11 protein-coding genes and 1 pseudogene are annotated in these 17,645 nt (G+C 38.2%); 4 read left to right on the top strand and 8 right to left on the bottom strand.

All coding sequences use genetic code 11. The annotated features are described in order from the left end of the window. Positions 1-362: 362 nt before the first annotated feature. A complete protein-coding gene (locus WKK05_RS35340) occupies positions 363-962 on the bottom strand; it encodes a chromophore lyase CpcT/CpeT (RefSeq protein ID WP_341527613.1) in 600 nt (199 codons plus the stop codon). 271 nt (positions 963-1,233) lie between these two features. On the opposite strand from WKK05_RS35340, the gene WKK05_RS35335 reads away from it, so the two are divergent. The 3 genes from WKK05_RS35335 (at position 1,234) to WKK05_RS35325 (ending at position 5,815) form a co-directional block, all read left to right on the top strand. Beyond that, a complete protein-coding gene (locus WKK05_RS35335; protein WP_341527612.1) occupies positions 1,234-2,469 on the top strand; it encodes a tetratricopeptide repeat protein in 1,236 nt (411 codons plus the stop codon). A gap of 268 nt (positions 2,470-2,737) precedes the next feature. After that, positions 2,738-3,730 (top strand): NAD-dependent epimerase/dehydratase family protein, encoded by a 993-nt coding sequence (locus WKK05_RS35330; RefSeq protein ID WP_341527611.1) that lies wholly within the window; start codon positions 2,738-2,740, stop codon positions 3,728-3,730. 1,185 nt (positions 3,731-4,915) lie between these two features. After that, positions 4,916-5,815: a pyridoxamine 5'-phosphate oxidase family protein gene (locus tag WKK05_RS35325; protein ID WP_341527610.1), complete on the top strand. Its 900-nt coding sequence runs from the start codon at positions 4,916-4,918 to the stop codon at positions 5,813-5,815. Positions 5,816-6,642: 827 nt separating this feature from the next. On the opposite strand, the gene WKK05_RS35320 is transcribed toward WKK05_RS35325, so the two are convergent. From WKK05_RS35320 to WKK05_RS35290, 7 genes are all read right to left on the bottom strand, one after another. Then, on the bottom strand, positions 6,643-7,893 hold the full coding sequence (locus tag WKK05_RS35320; RefSeq protein ID WP_341527609.1) for a glycosyltransferase: 1,251 nt from the start codon (positions 7,891-7,893) through the stop codon (positions 6,643-6,645). A 488-nt stretch (positions 7,894-8,381) separates the two neighbouring features. Next, complete coding sequence (locus WKK05_RS35315) at positions 8,382-9,641, bottom strand: glycosyltransferase family 2 protein (RefSeq protein ID WP_341527608.1); 1,260 nt, start codon at positions 9,639-9,641, stop codon at positions 8,382-8,384. 359 nt (positions 9,642-10,000) lie between these two features. Then, positions 10,001-10,468: a DUF2141 domain-containing protein gene (locus tag WKK05_RS35310; protein ID WP_341527607.1), complete on the bottom strand. Its 468-nt coding sequence runs from the start codon at positions 10,466-10,468 to the stop codon at positions 10,001-10,003. A gap of 90 nt (positions 10,469-10,558) precedes the next feature. Next, positions 10,559-11,542, bottom strand: a complete 984-nt coding sequence (locus WKK05_RS35305) for a glycosyltransferase family 2 protein (RefSeq protein WP_341527606.1) — start codon at positions 11,540-11,542, stop codon at positions 10,559-10,561. A gap of 491 nt (positions 11,543-12,033) precedes the next feature. Then, positions 12,034-13,038 (bottom strand): NAD-dependent epimerase/dehydratase family protein, encoded by a 1,005-nt coding sequence (locus tag WKK05_RS35300; protein WP_341527605.1) that lies wholly within the window; start codon positions 13,036-13,038, stop codon positions 12,034-12,036. A gap of 278 nt (positions 13,039-13,316) precedes the next feature. Then, complete coding sequence (gene devC, locus WKK05_RS35295) at positions 13,317-14,495, bottom strand: ABC transporter permease DevC (RefSeq protein ID WP_341527604.1); 1,179 nt, start codon at positions 14,493-14,495, stop codon at positions 13,317-13,319. 84 nt (positions 14,496-14,579) lie between these two features. After that, positions 14,580-15,785 carry an ABC exporter membrane fusion protein gene (locus WKK05_RS35290; RefSeq protein WP_341527603.1) on the bottom strand — a complete coding sequence of 402 codons (1,206 nt, stop codon included), beginning with the start codon at positions 15,783-15,785 and terminating at the stop codon, positions 14,580-14,582. A 1,447-nt stretch (positions 15,786-17,232) separates the two neighbouring features. Here WKK05_RS35290 and WKK05_RS35285 point away from each other — a divergent pair. After that, positions 17,233-17,499: pseudogene (locus WKK05_RS35285) on the top strand (hypothetical protein); the annotation flags it as partial. Positions 17,500-17,645 lie beyond the last annotated feature (146 nt).

The raw sequence follows: 17,645 nt of genomic DNA, 5'->3' as shown, positions 1-17,645 counted from the left end.
TTTTTTATTTTTCTAGAATTTCAAGAGATATTGTAAATAAATTTAAAATTACTATTTAATAAGTATTAGTACTCAAGTAATAAATGATATAGTGTGCTAAACATATGCACCCTAATAATTTGGAGAGTAACCAATAACTCTCCTTTTTTGCTTTTATCGTTGATGAACTTATACCTTTTCACAAAAATCTTGCTACCGCTACATGGGTAGGGAGCTAGATTTGTACTAGCATGACAAGGCTAAAATGATGCAAATAAATTTATTGTGATCCAGCGCTTTTGGACGGGTGAGACGCTCACCGTACAAGAAAATCATCACGCACTATTTTAGGCTTGCCACGCCACTACAAATGTTCAAGTTTCTTATTCGTCGCTGACTTTCACCTCATCGGCAAAGCTACCCCAACGGACAAAATGAAATGGCCCAGCGATTGAACCCCAAAGACGTTCGTCTGTTTCTAAATCTCGTCCCCGGTCGAGGCTAAAAAACTTGTCAGGGTCAATCTCAAATTCATTATCAAGATAAGTATTTTTGCCGTCGCGAACGACAATGCAGCCTTTGCCAGATTCAACCCTGCCTTTGAAGCTCTTACCAGTCCACTCTACAACCATGTTGCAACCTGGCATTTTATTCAGTTGGTCAACAGATAAGAGTTTTAGGCGTTCGGGTTCACGGGATGCGCCGTAAAACTTTTGTTCTTCCTTAAGATTGTAGTGTTCGATAACAATATGGTTGTCTTCCTTAATCAAGTTCATTACCCGCATCCGGTAGGGTCGATCAAGTAGAAAATCATAAGCTTGTTCCAAAAACAAACTTACCCCTGAGAACAATTCCCAAGGGAGGGGACGGATACACACGCGAATGTGAGCATAAAAAGGCGGATTTTCAAAAGCTTGTTCTTGATTACTAAAGTCAGCAGCCATCCAGCGGGCTAAGGTGATGATATCAGTAGAATGAGTCATTACAAATGATCTACCAGTTGCTTAAAAATTATCTAAAAATATTTTGACACTCCGTAGACTGAAAAATCTTAGCTGCACTCGTAATGATAATCGTGTCTTTGTGCCTTGGTGGTTCAAAAGTCAATTTTTTAACCACTAAGACACCAAGCTGGCAAACTTTTTAGGTCAGCTTGCTGTAAAGCTGGAGAAAAGTTAGTAAATAATAGGGCATGGGGATAATTACCAATTACCTATTCCTCATGCAACTAACTCAAGGCAAGGTAAAGTACCCATGTTACAACGCTTAATTGCGATCGCTACTGTCGCTACACTCTTTAGCAGTTCTTTGACCCTCGCGGAAAGTAAAGACCCCAACCAAGCGGATAAATTTCCTCCTAGTCCGCTAGAAATTACCACACCTGACCCTTTAGTACCACGATCGCCTAAAGACAAACAACCATTAACTCTCGAAGAACAGCAAAGGTTAGAAATAGCGTTAGATGAGTTGAATCAACAAGCTGCGGCAAAACTGCAAGCAGGAGATCAGGTAACAGCCTTTGAAATTTGGAATCGGGAACTGCGCTTACGGCATTTTTTAGGTTCTATTGCAGAGGTGCAAGCATTATCACGAGTTGGTGAAATCGCCTGGAATCAAAACAATCCTCAAGAAGTACAATATATTACGCAGCGATTACAAGTAATTCAAAAGCAGGCACTACCCGCAAAAAAATCTGCCCAAAAAGGTGTTGATCTGGAACTATTACGATCGCTTGGTGTAGCTTACCAAAAAGTGCGATCGCCTAAACCAGCCCTAGAAGTTTACAACCAAGTTCTGGCAACAGTACGACAGCAACAAGATGCAGTAGCAGAAGTTGAAACCTTAAATACGATTGGAGGGTTGCATCTAAGTTGGTTTGATTATCCCCAAGCCGCTAGCACCTACGAACAATTACTAGCTTTCGCTACTTCTAGGGGCGATCGCTTGAATGAGGTAGCATATTTGAAACAACTGGCTGACATTTACGACAAAACAGAACAACCACAGCAAGCGATAAATGTACAGAATAAGCTAGCCCAAATTTACCTGAGTGAAAATAATTTTACTGCAATACCAGAATTGAAGTTTGCGATCGCCTCAAATTATGAATCTCTCGCGAAGAAAAATCCTACTTTATTGCAAGATGCTTTTGAAAACTATCAAGAAGCTTATACTACCGCTTGGCAATTACAACAGTACGTCCGTGCTGGTGAAGCTTTACAGAAGTTAATTGCACTGTACCGTTCGCAAGGACAAATAGACGAGGCTTTGCAAGCTAGCCAAATTCTCGTGGAGATAGAGGAACAAGCTGTCAACTATTATGGGTTGATGGAAGCCTACGACAAAATTGGGCAACTCTATTTAGAACGCAAAGAATATCCTCAAGCACTAACAGCATTTCAAAAAGGTTTAGAACTGGCGCAACAACTCAAACATCAAGAAACGTACTTTACTCAACAAATTCAAAAATTGTCCAAAACCAACTTTTAATTCTAATTATTACTTAAAGTCAGAGTTGCATTCTACACCATATTTTCTATCATTACTTTTGATATTAAACAGGAGATAAAAATCAATCGTTTTATTGCTAGCGACGTGCGGCATTTGCGAGAAGAGAAGGAATTTTACAGCACAATTAAAGCGTAAATCATCATGACTGCTGCTTATACTTTATAATAATATTTTCAACAGAGATATAAGGAGTCTTAACAATGCTTTTATATTTATTGAATAACTTGATTAAGTAGAAGTTTTAAATATGTCAGAAAATAAAGAATTTTCAGATCAAAAAAGCTCTTCAGTTAAAAACGTCTTGATTGTGGGTGCAACTGGCTATATTGGTGGTGCGCTGTGCCGTAAGTTTTCCCAAACACAAGATTTTGCCGTATTAGCACTTGTGCGTCCGAGTAGTAATATTGAGGCTATCAAGCCATTCTGCAAGGAAATAATTCGCTCCAAAGAGTCAGAATTTTCTAGCAATGATGTTGAAGAGGCAATTCGTAAACATGATATTAAAACGATAATTAATGTGGCGTGGCATATGCCTCCAGAATCAAGCAAAGAAGCTCAATTTGAGAAAGATCGCAAAGCATTAGAAGCATCTTTGCACGGCGCTAGCGCGGTTTCACTAGATATTCATGTAATTGCAACTAGTGGAAATTTCTCTTTAATAACCGCTGACGGAGGACGAATCACAGAAACCCCTCCGCAAAAAGGTTTTGTACAGCCCGAATATTTAGTATGTATTGAATTACTAGTGGGTGTAAATGTGATGAAGGATGCGCTAGTAAAAGAATATATTAGCAATGGAGGTAATGCTTCCATTGTGTATCCTTCATCAGTGTATGGTTCATCGCCAACCCGTGGCAGTTTCTGGGATTTTGCAATTCAACAGTTTATTACAGGGAAACCACACCAAGGCTATCAGCCATTTCCACCAGATTTTATGACGGCATGGGTTCATGTTGAAGATTTAGCAGACTGCTACATTGCCGTCGCACGGAAAGGTTCCAAAGGAGGGCATTACCTTGCAGCACCTGACAATCTGAGTATTAGCCAGATGTCAACTTTGTTTGCAGAAGCTGCTCAGGTAAAATTCCAAGCGCCACTCTTTGAAAACAAAGACAAAGTAGTATTTGATGATTCTCATACTAGAGAAGTACTTCAACTTGAATGGAAGTACAAAGTAGGTGATGAGGTAAAAGCTTGGGTAGAACGAATAAAGGAGTTGGGAGCTTATTTCTTAGAATAAATTTAGTGGAAAGTTTACTACGCTCCTCATTTTAAACATTGTAGAGAAGGCATACCTTTAGTACAAAATTCTTAGCTTCTTAAAGAAGCTAGGAATCTGTTGCTTTAAAATCTGACAAATTAAATACTTTGTATTTTGAATTATCAAAATACAAAGTATTTCTGACAAATATAACTTGAGATTACATAAATAAAGTCCGCTTGCGCGGACTGTGGACATTGGATAAGGTTAAGTTGTCACCAAGAGCGTCTACAAGATGTTAGACTTAATTTATATTCTTCCTGACTCTATTTAAAAAATCAAGTGATTCGGATAGGTTATTATGACTTAATACCTTGATTTATGTCTAATATAATTGTTATCTAAAAACAACGAATACGGACTGAAAATTTAAGTATGTAGTTGTTTGAAAAGCTTAAATTACCATCTTTTTTATTAAGAAATTGCTTTGGTATACTGTATTTATAGTATTTTATTATACTAATTTTTTAGACATAATTAAGGGATTTATGTCGGATTTGCTAGCTCAAAACAAATATTTTATTCATCCAATTAATATTTTGATTAAAAGCTAAGACAGATCACTTAAAAATTGTGTGTACGGTTTTAAGACGGTTAGAGATATTACATTGCAACGTCTCTACTGTCAGGCAAATTATTTTATCCCAAGAAATAGTAAAATGCACAATTGATATCAGCAAGAATCCAAGAGATATAGCCAAATTGGCTAGTTTTTTAGAGTTAGGGCTAGTAATGTAGAACTATATAGCAGTTCTCAATTGCTTATGATGAACTCTCGCTTTGAGATTCAGGAATCATTAACCAGAAAGGTGAAGGGGAAAGAGTGACTGCAAGTTACCTTTGCTGAGCTACGTTTCAGCCTCCTAGCTTATGCTTCCTGACTTATTGTTGGTGTACTTTATTCATGCGAGAATCATGATATTTGCACGTAGTTTAGATAATTCGCTTGCAATTTATACTATGCTTAATTCTTCATAGTTGCTGTTAAAAAGCTTTGAGAGTGTCTACAATTTTTGCGCGGATGCTGATATTGCCTGTTTTCCCTATAGAAGGCTAGCCCAAGACGATTATTTTAACGTACTGGGCTGGATTGAGCGGATTAAACAGCTATGGCGTTATATCGGGTTACCAGAGTTGTAACCCCAAAAGCAAAAGAGGAAAGCAATGGTATTTCACACTGGAGAAATCGCAGTTCAAACCCAGGTGGGAGTCAAAGAAGAGGCGCAAAGTCTCAGTAGTGTAATTAGTAACATTATTAAACCATCTGCTGAGGAGTTTCTTAGCAATCAACAATTTGCGATCGCTAGTACTATAGATGCTAATGGCAACATTTGGGCATCTTTGTTAACTGGACACCGCGGTTTTATCCGCGTCTTGAATGAGCAGTCAGTACAGATTGAGACTACTCTCATAGCCACCGATCCATTAAATCAAAATTTGCAGCATCACGATTATATTGGTCTACTAATAATTGATTTAGCACAGCGCAAGCGTTTACGTCTCAATGGCAGAGCGCTGAATAAGCCTCCAGAAAAAATAAAAATCCAGATTCAGCAAACATTCTTTAACTGTCCCAAGTACATCCAAGTGCGTCATTTGGAAACGGTAACATCAGAGTTTCCAAGACAAGTACAAATCCAAACTACAAATGCTTTAAATCTGACTCAACAATACTGGATTGCCCAATCTGATACCTTTTTTATTGCTAGTTCCCATCCTGAACGGGGAGCAGATGCCTCTCATCGAGGAGGATTTCCGGGATTTGTGCAGATATTAGACAGCCAAAAGCTGGTGTTTCCCGATTACGCCGGGAACAATATGTTTCAGACCCTCGGTAACTTAGTCGTGAATCCCAATGCTGGTTTATTGTTCATCGATTTTGCCGCTGGGCATACTCTGCAAATAACTGGGAAAGCAAAAGTGATTTGGGAGACAAAGCGATTAGCAGCTTTCCCTGGGGCGCAGCGTTTAGTAGAGTTTGATATCTCTCAAGTTTGGGAAACTAGAAATGCTTCTTCTCTACGTTGGCGGTTTGAGGAGTATTCACCGGCTAATCCAGGTTAATTCTTTGATAAATTATGTTTCTTGAAGTGTCACGCAGAGAGAAGTTGCGTGCGGGGGTTCCCCCCGTTGAGCAAACTTAGGTGGCCGTGGAGAGCGCAGAGATTAAGAAGAAATTCTCTGTCTACTCTGCGCGACGCCAGTTGCTACAACGCGGCGGCACTTCCTTCAAGCCGGCAAAGCCGTCCAACGGAGTGCCTTGGAAACCCGCGCAACACCTGGCTCCTCTGCGTGATTTTTAAATTTCTAATCAGCAACAGCGATGCAATGGCATAACAATGTGATGTATTGGCATAACAAAGCAATGTATTGGCATAACCAAGCGATGTTTTGACATAACCAAGCGATGTTTTGACATAACCAAGCGATGTCTTAGCATAACCAAGCAATGTCTTGGTATAACCAAGCGATGCATTAGCATAAGCGAGCCAAAACACAAATGACAGATATCGCTAAATTAACGTGAGTTTGACGGATTTAAAAAACCCCTCTCCAAACCTCTCCCCCACAGAGCTAAAGTGTACACACAAGTCAAATTACCCCCCTTAATCCCCCCGATGCATTGGGGAGAAACAAGAAATCTAATTCCTTCCCCTTTTCAAGGGCGGTGTACACACAAGTCGAATTACCCCCTTAATCCCCCCGATGCATTGGGGGGAAATAGGAAATCTAGTTCCCTCCCCTTTCCAAGGGGAGGGTTAGGGTGGGGTAAAACAAAAGCTCAAACACAAGCTCATTCGCTATTTCACACTTGTGTGTACACCGTAGCCCACAGGGAGAGAGGCTTTGAAACCCTTCAAATCAAACTTGACAGAATAGTAGTATGCTGACTATACCTTTTTTGATGTTTTTACAAGCTGGTAGAGTTTGTCTTCAAACTTTTGCATACACGCCGACCAATCAAAATCTAGTATTGAGGGGCGAGCTTGCTGAGTCAATTCCGCTTTCAGTTGTGGATTTTCTAAAATGGTAATCACCTTTTGGGCAAAATCTTCTGGGTTGTTAGGTTGAGCAAGAAAGCCGTTATGTCCGGGGAAGACTTGCTCTGAAGTTGAGGGTGCAAAAACAGCAACAACAGGGGTTCCAGATGCTAGCGCCTCATTGTTTGTAGTGCAGAAGTTTTCTGTGATGGAAGGGTTAATAAATACATCTGCTCTTGCAAACCAACCTAAAAGTTGTGTACCGTGCGATTCACCCCAAATGGTAACTCCAGACTTAAACTTTTCGGCACGCTGACGAATCTCTTCATCTTGGGGGCCACTACCAACGATGACTAGATGAACATTAGGAATTTTGGCAGCAATCAGCGGATATATATCTAGAAGTTGGCTAACATTCTTTTCTGGAGTAATGCGTCCAACAAATAACAAAGTCGGTCGATGGTCATCAGGAATTGGATCATAACTGATATTCCGCGGATGAAATTTTTCGCAATCAATACCTTGATAAGGCAGGTATTCAGCGCGTTGACATTTCATCCTTTTGTATTTAATCAACTGCTCTTTAGAGGAAAAGTAGTTGACATCGTAAAAACTACTAAACCGCTTAATCAAGATAGGAATGATTGGATAAATCAGTTTGAAGAACTGATTTCCAAAGTAATATTTGATGTATGCAACAATATCAGTATGAAAAAGTGATATTGTAGGAGTGCCTGTTCGTTTTGCATATTCGCTGCCAATAGCGCGACCATAACCTTGCAAGAGAAGTGAGTATAAACCTCTCATTTGTGCTGCTTCTTCAACGACGATAATGTCTGGTTGAAAGTTTTTTAGTAACTTGGTATCGCTCCAATGCCGATAGTGTAATGGTTGGGGAAGAGATTTATAGAATATCAGCGGTCTTGTTGGAAATGCGTAAGCAGAGAAGTTAGGAAAAGACTCAATTTCGTTCAACCCAGGCATCGGGCGATCGCCAACATTTTTGGGATAGCGATCATTGATTTCTGGATGTACTAAAAAAACTTCATGCCCCTGTTGCAATAACCATTTAACACGTTGGTGTACGGCAACAGAAACTCCAGTCAAAAAAGGAGCGTATAAACCTGTAAATAGCGCAATGCGAAGTGGTTGCTTAGTCATAGAAAAAGGGAATATTTCACGAAAATGCTGGTTTTAGATTTAGGACTTACGCAGCAAATCTTTCATGAACATCCTGATTCTTTGCTCTGTACTACTAGTATCTAGCTAATAGCGCAGCTATTCCCGGTAATATAATCTGATTAAGGATTTACGCATTTACAAATAGCCTAAATTGTAGATGCTGAAGAGAATGTTTCTGACCTTGCTCAAAAATTATCAAAAGATTCAAACTACTAACTCAAAGTTCCCCTTAATATATTTCTATAAATTATTGTCGCTAATCCAAATATATTTTGCTGTTCAACAAACTATATTATAGATATTGACAATAGTTGTAGCTAATTTGGGTTTACTAAATCTAGAATAATACTAGCTAAAAACAAGAACGTGGCAGATAGACCATGTGTAGAGACGTTGCAATGCAACGTCTCTACCAAAGGATTTGTCGCATTAATTAAAATCGTGAGACTGCGAATATCTGCATCAATTTAAAGAGAAACCTTGTTATCAACAGGTTGATCCAACCACTGGTAAGGACGGTATTCAACTAACCGAATATTCCAGGGGCCGCTAACCCGATAGGCAACACCGCGCCAAGTAACTGTTGATATCCACAAGGATGATAGTAGCGCTAACCCATAAATCCACTGGGTTAAAGGAATCCCAATCAACATTTTTATAACTGTCGTAGCAGATAATTTTGTTGTCGGCTGATCGTTTGAGCGAATTACTTCCTGTATTCCAAGCTCTAAAACGAGCATCAGCAAAAGTAATCCTACAGTATAAAGACTATAGCAGCCAAACAAAAAAGCCGCTGTTTGCCATTGTGTTTCTAACAATGACTCCAGAAATAATACTATGACTGTAGTAGGAAAGAGTATGCTAGAAATGGCTTCACTAACTAAAGCTAACCAACGTGGATGATAAAATCGAGAACAGACCATCAGCCGTTTAAGAGAGTCTACTAAGCTCAGTAAATCAGTCTCTTCACGATTGACTATTAGTAGAGAAGGCACAAACTTAACTTGCAGCCCATGCTCTTTTAAAGCCTTGTGTATTATTAGGTCTTCTCCTAAAGCTTTCGCCCACTGATCTAGCAGTTTTGTTTTGCGAAGTACTTCTGTTTTTACTGCCAAAGTTCCTCCCCAAGGAATCTGAAAGAGGAACATTTGCACGACTGTAGATACATTGCCGATGTATCGGACTAAAGACCCCCAATATTGACCTGTTGGAGCGTACCAACGGTTACCTGTTGTCGCCCCTACTTTAGCATCAGCGAGAGGACTGACTAATTCTCGCAACCAATTTGGATGGACTATTGTATCAGCATCTACAAAAGCAACCACCTTGTAAGATTCATCTAATTCCCGGACAGCTTGCAGTACAGAACTGCATTTAAGACTACAATTGTTGCGTACAATTCTTAAAGGGCTGATTTGAACGTTGGTTGTTCCTTGGTCAGTGATTGTATCGTGGGCAATTTTCCAAGCAGGATCTTCGTGACTATCAACGATCAGCTTTAAATCATACTCTGGGTAATTTTGTTGTAACAGCGATCGCAAACATTTAGGCAAAAACGGATCAGCCCCACGTAGGCAAAGAATCACTGCTGTTTTGGGTAATTGGTCGTCTGGTAATAGCTTTTTTTGATGCGATCGCAGATACCATAAAAAGACAAGCGTTAAACATACCTGGATAGCTAGCCAACCGAACAAAGACTTAGACAGAAATATCGTCAAATCTTCCATTACACTTTTAGTCTCCGGCAGAATATCGGCTTGTTTATAGCAGTTCTCAATTGATGCGACTACACTATTCCTTATACCAATTCAATTAATGATTGCAACACATCCTTGGGTGAAGACGCGATGAATCGCGTCTCTACAGATGGTCTATTTGTCACATTCTTTTTTCAAAATGGTATTACTTACTTCCCACACTTTGCCCTAACGTAGTCTATTAGTTGGAAAATTGCTGTAATAGGTAATAGCTTTTGCACAGTTACCTATTACAATGAATACCCCTTTTCTCAAAGAAGCTTAGATTTAATTAGGAAACCCAGATTTAATCTGAATTCCTTAATTAAGAATTGGTATAAACTTCTGTTTTAGGGGTCAAGTGAGTATTTCATCTGAATATTGACTTTGGTATTTTTGTTGACCACAAAACTGGCATCGCGGAACTTTGGTGTACCAGTTACAATAGAAACAGTGGGATTTTTAGAAATTCCAAAACCTTCTTTGGGAATACCGAAAAAGTCACTGTTGAGTTTGCGATCGCCATTTTGATCATCAACTACGGCAACAGCATAAGCTCCAGGCTTCAAGCCAGAAAAAACCTTTTTTACAGAATTTCCAGTAATCTTAGCGCAGCCGCTTTGAACTTCACTGGTATTACCTAGAGGGAATCCTCGTTCATCTCCAAAAACTCTAAAACAAACCTCACCTTTTTGGTGATGTATGCCATTTACAGTAACAGTAAGTGTTGCAGTCGGTTCGGCATTTACAGTTTTAGCGAAGCTGATGCTTACTAAAGTCGCGAAAAATAAATGACGGAATAGAGATAGTTTCAGCATAATCTTGTAGGTAGTGAACAGAAGGTAATTTTTGCTTTTAATTCGATACTTAAAACCAGATCAGGCAGCAAGCTTTTGTTTTCTAGCTGCTTAATTCAAACTAAGTGTGTTTTGCTGTTTTTTAATTAATCCCCGTCGCCAAAATGCTTGAAACACCTTCAACAAATCTTTTAGTAGCAGATATTTTCTACCTTTCATCTGCGTATAGAGACTTATCGAACAACACAGCCGCTCATACAAACTCAGTTTAAACAACCAGATAGAAACCACATATTCCCAACATATTCTCCAATGTGGTAACAAAATCCTTTTATCATTTGCTGAATCAAACCACACTGAGTAAGCATAGAAATCAGGCAACATATTCAACAATTCCTTTGGATTATTGTTAATTACCGATAAGTAATTTGGACAGAACATACTCATCGATTGTTGTGGATGATATCTAGCAAAAAACAGGTATTCAGGGATTTCATAAAACCTACCAAGAATACCAAGTCTTAACAACAAAGTTGCATCTGCTTGAGCGTAGCTACCCATCGGTGGTACCGCCCTGAGCGCACTAGCACGAATTACCCCGTAACACTGGTAATTTACGTGGATACGAAGCAATTCGTGAAAACGTTTGTGTGGCTTTGGTGAATCTGTTTTGAGTTTGATGTTGTAGTTTTGGATAAACTTACCATCTTCATCAATAAAGTATGCATGGGAGTGGCACAAAATTACACTAGGGTCTTTGTCGAGTACCTCAACACATTTCGTTAAAAAATCTGGAGCGTGTAGATCATCATAGGCTGCCCACTTAAAGTACTCACCAGAAGACAATTCAAAGACACGATTGAAGTTAGGAGCGCAACCGATATTCTTTTCATTGCGGTAATAACGTATACGTTTGTCTTGCTCAGCGTATGTTCGACAAATTTCCTCTGTTTTATCTGTAGATGCATTATCTGAAATAATTAGCTCAAAATTTTCAAAGCTCTGAGCCAAAAGTGAATCTATGGCTTCTTTGACAAATTTTTCACCATTGTATACAGGTAGTCCAATGCTCACTCGTGGCAGATTTTTATTCATATAAAAGTAGATATCATAAAAACTGTAGACTATTTTATCAACTCCTAAATATCCAGCTATTGCAATTAGTCTTATATACGTTGTGCCATCACTTTTAAATTAATTATTGCTTCATATTTTGAGAGAATAATGTGCTTCTGTAATACAATTAATTGATATATATGTTAGGAAATCTATCATCAGAAAGATGGCATTCTTCAAAAGATTCATTTGGGACTAGTAAAATAAGTTTTAGTAAATTTTCTTGTAATACTAGACCAGAATCAACAGGTATTTTGTTGAAAGTAAAATGCACCTAAGCAGAAGTAAAAAGGCTTTCATTGCCTGTTGTATTCCCGCAGCGTTACTCCGTTTAGGTGCATTTATGATTACCAGCGCATTTCAAGAAAGGTGAAGTACAGCAATTAGCTCTCAAAGCTAGTCAGAAAACCTGTCTTACTTCAGGTTCTTGAATTAAAATTACTGAATCCTGCTGTAAAAAATGCATTTGATTATTGAAGCAACTTTTGGATATCTGTCTTTTGCAGCCATTCATGTGTTCGCTGCATTCCCTCTTCTAAGTCAATTGTTGGTTTATAATTTAATAGATTCTGTGCTTTGGCAATAGAGCAAGCATAAGGGCGAGTCATAAAATCTATCGACTCTGGTAAAATATCGGCTTTCTTCCGAAAAAGTTTTTGTCCTTGGACACGCAACCGCAGAAACAGCTTGATTTCATCTTTTGGTAATGAAAGGGGTGCGGGTAATCCTTCCATTGCTGCTAGGCGCATAAAATACTCTTTCCAAGAAGTCTCTTGCCCATCGGTGATGTTAAGTACTTCTCCGTAAATCTCTTTTTCTATTGCTAGAAAGATGGCATCAATCAAGTTATCTACATAGACATGATTAATCACACCTTTTCCATCATTGGCATAAGCAAATAACTTTTGACGCATCATGTGAATTGGTCTGGCTATCCAGGGGATACTTCCTGGGCCATAAACGTCTCCAGCTCGAATGATAATTATGCCAAAATCGGGTGAATTGCTTAGCTCTAATAGTGCTAATTCGGCTTCTATTTTTGTTTGACAGTAAGAATTATTTTCACCAGAGAGTGGCCCGGATTCTGTAACACCATCAGCATAGTTAAAACCGTAAACCATCACACTAGATAGATGCACAAAAGTTTTAATACCAGCTTGTTTAGCAGCTTTAGCCATGTTGACAGTACCGCCAACATTTACTTCACGAAAATCTTTGATTGGCCCAGCTTCTTGAGCAATTTGAGCTGTGTGTAATACGATATCTACTCCCTGACAAGCTTTTTGAGCAGTAGTAAAGTCGGTAATACTGCCAACAATTACCTCAACGCCCAAATCTTGTAATTTTTTGTCTTGTTCTGTAGAGCTTTGCAATCCACGAACTTTCATTCCCTGCGCTATAGCTAACTCCGCTGTACGCAAACCGATAAATTCGTTAATGCCAGTAATTAGAAGAGTTTTGTTTTTGAGGTTCATAGATCAGGAGTTATACCAATTTTAGATTTGAAATTAATAGTCTTTACCAAAAGGCTATTTTGTAGAATATTAAAAACTACTAAATTCGCCAATTTAGTATGATGATTAAATTCAGTTGAAAAACTTCAGAATAGGTGATTATTTGTTAAGGCAAGGCTGTACTAACTACCTTGAAAGTGCTAATTTTGTTAGCGGTAGCGGGGCGTTTAGCAGCGTGATGAGTAGAGACGCCATTAACCGCGTCTGTACAAAAGTTATTCTCCCTCATATTTCTATACCTAGAAAATATCTGCGGGATCTGCGGAGCGGAGTTTGTTGATGGCGAGCGCTCCGGAGGTTATACAAATTAAAATTGTTGATGTTAAGACAAGAAAAGCATTATTACCAGTCATAACTATCGGTAATTTAGTGGCTTTCATTGCAAAATCATATAACCCTATTGAAGCAATAAATCCTGGTATGTAACCTAATATTGCTAATATTAAAGCTTGCTGAAAAACCACATTTAATAAATAGATATTTGCATAACCTATAGCTTTTAAAGTGGCGTAAGCAATAAATTGTGTAGCAATATTGCTGTAAAGTATTTGATAGACGATAACCACCCCAACAACAGAAGCCATTGTCAGCATTAGGTTAAGTATAAAACCAATAGGTGTTCTGACAGACCAATATTTTTTCTCAAACTCAATGAAACCTTGGCGAGTAAAAACTTGAACATCATCAGGTAAAGTTTCTTGCAAGTTTTTTAGTATTCTTTCTTCATCAGCATTAGGTTTGAGAGAGATGACGCCGACATCTATCATGTCTGCCGGACGAGTGTTTGGATTTATTCTCAGGAAAGTTGAATCGCTAACTAGTAAGTTACCATCTACTCCAAAGGATGGCCCCAAGCTAAATAAGCCACCAACTCTTACTTTATAGCCAATTAATGAGTTATAGGGAAATATTTCAATTGTCTGATTAATATCTCCCACCTTAAATTCTTCAGCAATTGGGCCAAACTCGGTGCGAGAATCTCGGTCAAAAAGCATGACATCAGGCATTTTGAGCTTATCTAAATTTATCTCCACTTCTGGGATATTCATTACAGATATTGCTGGATCGAAACCAATAACATATATTGAATATTTCTCTCCAGTTACAGGATTTTTTAGCTTTGCAAATTGTAAATATATAGAGTTAACTGACTCTACACCATCAAATCCTAAAGCTTGATATAAGCGAGTCCGCGAAAAGCTTTGATTTGACGTCAAAGATTTATATTGCGAACTTACTAAAAATAAATCTCCTCGTAGTTTCTGATGAACTGCTGTAGCACTAGAATAGAGAGCATCTTGGAAACCAAGTTGCACAAACATTAGTAGTACAATAAAAGCAATCCCTGCTATAGCTATCAGAAAACGAAATTTTTGCTGAGCTAGCTGTAGCCATGCCAAAGGAATCTTAAAATTCATGGATTCACTTTTTAATTGTTATTTGTCATTTGTCATTAGTTGTTTTTAACCACTAATTAATGACTTTTGACTTTTGACTCTTGACTATAGCTGGATAGCAACATCTACTTGTAAGTTGGTTAGACCAGCTACGCGGTTGCTATCTGCCGGTTTATCGATCGCGACTTTTACCTCAACTATTCTGCGGTCTGTATCTGCGCCAGGGTTGATACTGAAGATGCTTTGTTTATCAACTTGCCAAGCAATTTCCTTGACAGTTCCTTGTATTGTTCCAGGAAATGCTGTGCTAGTAATTTTAGCTTTTTGTCCAATGCGCACTTTTTGAATATCTGTTTGGTACACCTCTGCGATCGCATACATTTTAGAGGTCTTACCAATCTCAGCAAATCCAGTAGTGCTGATGACTTCTCCAGTTTTGGCATGAATTTTCAAAATCTTGCCATTGATGGGAGATTTGATATAAGTTAACTCTTGGTCTGCTTTTGCTTGTTTGATAGCAGTTACAGCACTGGTAACATCAGCTTGTGCGGCTTCAACATCGACACCACGCACCTCACTAATACTGTTGAGTTTGGCCTGTGCTTCTTTTTGCTGTTGTTGATAAGTGTTTTGAGTACGCTTGAGAGATGCTTGGGCTTCTGTTAGCTGCTGTTGTGCAGTCTTGAGTTGCAAAGCTTTAGTATCTGCTGTGGAAGCTGCGATCGCACCTTGTTTATATAATTGTTGATAGCGATCGTTCTCGGCTTGAGCGTTGTCTACCTCAGCTTGGATACGCGCAACTGTCGCCTCTTGCGTTGCAACGTCTCCCTTGAATTGAGACTCTAAACTCGCAACTGCTGCTTTTTGAGCATTGATATCTCCGCTTTTCGCCCCAGATTTGACCTGCGCTAGTTTAGCTTTGGCAATTTGCAACTTGTCAATAGACTGTTGTAAAGCTGCTGTAGCACGGCTGTAATCTTCCAAATACGCCAATACTTGCCCTGCTTTAACTTCGTCTCCTTCCTTTACCAACAGCTTGTCTACCCGCACACCATTATTGGAACTAGGTGCAGACAAAGAACGAATTTCACCTTCTGGCTGCAAACGTCCCAAAGCAGTCACAGCAACTTTTACAGGAGTCACAGCTTTTGGAGAATTTGCTGGAGGAGTCTGAACTTTAGGTCGAGACCCAAACTGTGACAAGCTATAGAAAGATACTAGTCCGGTTGCTAAAAGGATAGAAGTTGCAAATATTATTCGCCACCGACCTGCGGGTTTTGTGAATAATCGACTTTCTTTATTTACTGCCATATTTTCGTTCCAATTCTGCTTTACCAAGGGATAGCTTCAACGGCTATATCAGTCGATTAGAAGAGACGCATCCAAAAATTATCTCAGAAGACTTTTCCTCTCTGGTTTTACCTTCAGAAAGTAAATAAGCCTAGTTAGTTTTATATCAATTGTTCTACGCCTTTATAGCCCCCATACATCACTAGGTTGGCATCAAAATTAGTAGTGGCGTTACTTCAAAGCTCTTTAAGTTTTATCCTAATTTGACATCGAATCAAGTAGCGTAAAATACAATATCGCTAGCTAAAAAACAAGAATCTCAGGAAGAACGAAGCGTTAATAAAATAACCTGGAAAAATTTGGATAAACCTGTGTTCAAGTATGGCAATATTTTTTGGATTTGTCAATCAGTGACTTTACACATTTTTATTTTAAATCACCGCCATATCTTTCATATTAAAAAATAGAGACTGACACAATTTAGATATCTCTAACAACTACAATTCTAATTAATTGTTAGCATCTTGATTTAATATTATTAGCAGAGTAGGTTTAGTCTAGTTGTGTGCAATAAGACATTCTGACGATAATTGTCAACAAAAGTCTAATTTTGATAATACCAATTAAAGAGAGAGCATAATTCACAAGTCAGGATTCAAAGTTAAGCTATTTTCTGCTACTAAATACTCAGCACTCTCGTTTATGTTTATTATGCACCATACTAAAATTAACCTTTGCTTTATAGATAACCATTTAAGTTCTTAACTCTATTTATATTAAAAGTCCATCAAAAACTTTAACTTAAATATTATGCATTTATAAAAAAAATATACCTATAGTTATTCGATATGTATGTGTATTAATTAATTTTTTATATTAACCAGTACTAGCTAATTATTAATAGCAAATAATACAGTTTAACAGCATAGTATCAGTGTATATTCTGAGATTATGAGCAACGCAACCAATATACAGACTTACCCTTGTGGAAGCTTTTGCTGTGCTTCTGGTTTTTGCAATTAGTCTATTAAATTGTGTCTTAGATAGATATATTTGTAATGTAATTTTAATCAATAAAAATTTATGTATAATCACTAAAAACCAAAGATTTTAACTTATTTTGAAGTCACAAAAGATACTTAATTAATTAAAAAAAATCGAAAATTACATCAGTGGTTATTTGAATCATTTCTAAAATTCCTCTAAAGAAATGATTTAGTTTATGTAAAGTATGTTAGTCTTTTTATTAATTCAATGCTTCAAAGCGGTAAGGCAAATTAGTTATTTAAGCGAGAGTTTAAAAAGAAAAAAACTAAACCTAGCCGCTTTTTCATCACGCTCCGACTGTTTAAGTATTTTTTCATGTGGCATTAATTCGGATTTAAAGTAGTGTTTTTCTGTAACGAACTTGGCAACTTTCCTTAGTCAAATTCCATAAGATATATTATCCTGGGCGCTGAAACAGGCTATGGCATTTATCAAGATACAGAACGTTGTTATTAACATACGCTACGTTACTGGAATTAACCTAAGTAAGCAAACTGTTTCAGGAGAAAAAAGGCTTTCTGTATTGATAGCTAATACTCAGTTTACATTACACCAGTGGGATACAATTGCTCAAAATCTTTACTACTGCGAAGGGATTGAATTCACTGGTCAACCAGCTAACGCTTTCCAAGACTTTTTTACTAGTTTCAACAACGTCATTAATCTATTGCCACAATATCAAGTATCGTTCGCGTTGGCGCAGCCTCTCGTAGAGAAGAGCCTCCGGCAAGAGAAGACAGCGCTACATAACATTTTCCACGATCGCTCACTGTGTACCAATGCCTATAAATCTAGGGCTGAATAAGGGCAGTATGTGTCGTGTGTATTGAGTGA

This window comes from Nostoc sp. UHCC 0302 (assembly GCF_038096175.1).
GTDB lineage: Bacteria > Cyanobacteriota > Cyanobacteriia > Cyanobacteriales > Nostocaceae > UHCC-0302.
This window is presented reverse-complemented; position numbering and strand designations above follow the sequence as displayed.

What these genes read in the sequence shown, in the direction of transcription:
- WKK05_RS35340 (WP_341527613.1), bottom strand. Translation starts at nt 962, where the DNA reads ATGACTCATTCTACTGATATCATCACCTTAGCCCGCTGGATGGCTGCT.
- WKK05_RS35335 (WP_341527612.1), top strand. Translation starts at nt 1,234, where the DNA reads ATGTTACAACGCTTAATTGCGATCGCTACTGTCGCTACACTCTTTAGC.
- WKK05_RS35330 (WP_341527611.1), top strand. Translation starts at nt 2,738, where the DNA reads ATGTCAGAAAATAAAGAATTTTCAGATCAAAAAAGCTCTTCAGTTAAA.
- WKK05_RS35325 (WP_341527610.1), top strand. Translation starts at nt 4,916, where the DNA reads ATGGTATTTCACACTGGAGAAATCGCAGTTCAAACCCAGGTGGGAGTC.
- WKK05_RS35320 (WP_341527609.1), bottom strand. Translation starts at nt 7,893, where the DNA reads ATGACTAAGCAACCACTTCGCATTGCGCTATTTACAGGTTTATACGCT.
- WKK05_RS35315 (WP_341527608.1), bottom strand. Translation starts at nt 9,641, where the DNA reads ATGGAAGATTTGACGATATTTCTGTCTAAGTCTTTGTTCGGTTGGCTA.
- WKK05_RS35310 (WP_341527607.1), bottom strand. Translation starts at nt 10,468, where the DNA reads ATGCTGAAACTATCTCTATTCCGTCATTTATTTTTCGCGACTTTAGTA.
- WKK05_RS35305 (WP_341527606.1), bottom strand. Translation starts at nt 11,542, where the DNA reads ATGAATAAAAATCTGCCACGAGTGAGCATTGGACTACCTGTATACAAT.
- WKK05_RS35300 (WP_341527605.1), bottom strand. Translation starts at nt 13,038, where the DNA reads ATGAACCTCAAAAACAAAACTCTTCTAATTACTGGCATTAACGAATTT.
- devC (WP_341527604.1), bottom strand. Translation starts at nt 14,495, where the DNA reads ATGAATTTTAAGATTCCTTTGGCATGGCTACAGCTAGCTCAGCAAAAA.
- WKK05_RS35290 (WP_341527603.1), bottom strand. Translation starts at nt 15,785, where the DNA reads ATGGCAGTAAATAAAGAAAGTCGATTATTCACAAAACCCGCAGGTCGG.